Source organism: Photobacterium sp. SP02 (assembly GCF_038519165.1).
Taxonomy (GTDB): domain Bacteria; phylum Pseudomonadota; class Gammaproteobacteria; order Enterobacterales; family Vibrionaceae; genus Photobacterium; species Photobacterium halotolerans.
This window is the reverse complement of record NZ_JASJOJ010000142.1, coordinates 1-1,142: the sequence shown is the minus strand read 5'-3', so window position 1 is coordinate 1,142 and position 1,142 is coordinate 1. Positions and strand designations below refer to the sequence as shown.

The 1,142-nt window shown below is 43.8% G+C and carries 1 protein-coding gene; it reads left to right on the top strand.

Annotated elements, in window-relative coordinates:
* Window positions 1-76 precede the first annotated feature (76 nt).
* The gene (locus tag P0Y67_RS22640; protein WP_342393697.1) at window positions 77-625 is read left to right on the top strand and encodes an AraC family transcriptional regulator; all 549 of its coding nucleotides are present in this window, start codon (window positions 77-79) and stop codon (window positions 623-625) included.
* Window positions 626-1,142 lie beyond the last annotated feature (517 nt).

The following is a 1,142-nucleotide window of genomic DNA, read 5'->3' as shown; positions in this document are numbered from 1 at the left end:
GCCTATTTGGAGCAAGTAATATTGGCGGGAATCCAAGGTTTGGATAAGAAATGAGCATACGTGCTCTCGCCCTGGTATGAACCCTCCTTATGATAGCTCAATCAATGGAAGTTCTGCCGTAGGAACTGTTACTTCTGATTTATTGGCCCCCTTTACTCGGTTATTAGATCTACTTGATGAGCCTGAAGCCATTACAACACTTTCGCCACTCATTGTGAGAGAAATTCATTATCGTCTCCTTACTAGCGAACTAGCTGGACGGATTTGGCAGATTGCATCATCGGGCAATCAAGCTAATCGAATTTCTAGGGCTATAGGTTGGCTTAGAGTTCATTATTCTGAACGATTGAATATTGAAGAGTTGGCTTCACACGTACAAATGAGTACGACAACGTTGTTTCACCATTTTCGTAAGCATACTTCGATGAGTCCTTTGCAGTATCAAAAGTGGTTACGATTAAACGAAGCTCAACGTCTGATGCTTAATGATAATTTCGATGCTTCAAGAGCAGCATTTCAAGTAGGTTATGAAAGTCCTTCACATTTTAGCCGTGAATATACTCGTCTTTTTGGAATGTCACCTAAGCGGCATATTGAGATATTACGAAAAGGAACAAATCCATAATTTGATCATCATTTTATTAATCAATTTAGTCGTTTTGAAGAGTAGATATTCTCAATATGTTTTCTAATCTGAACGAGGCCTCCGCTGGTTGTGTGTAACACGAATCTGTCTAAAAACGAGTTTCGAAACCAAAGAAACCTACTCCTCCAGGGAAAAATTCATGGATGAATTTTTAGGTTGTCGGCGCTGGGAGCGCCTACAACCGGCCCGGACAACACCATCGAACAAACAGGCATTTCTGGGCACTCTTTGAGCCAGCAAAGAGTGTCTGGCGCGCGCCACACCATGGTGAGGAAAGCACTGAACTCAAGCGCGACATATCTTCAAGCCTCACGCAAACCTCCAGCCACAGCACCTAAAAATCACTAGAAACCTAATTCCCAGGGAAAAATTCATGGACGAATTTTTAGGTTGTCGGCGCAGGGAGCGCCTACAACCGGCCCGGACAACAGCAACGAACAAACAGGCATTTCTGGACACTCTTTGAGCCAGCAAAGAGTGTCTGGCGCGCGTCACA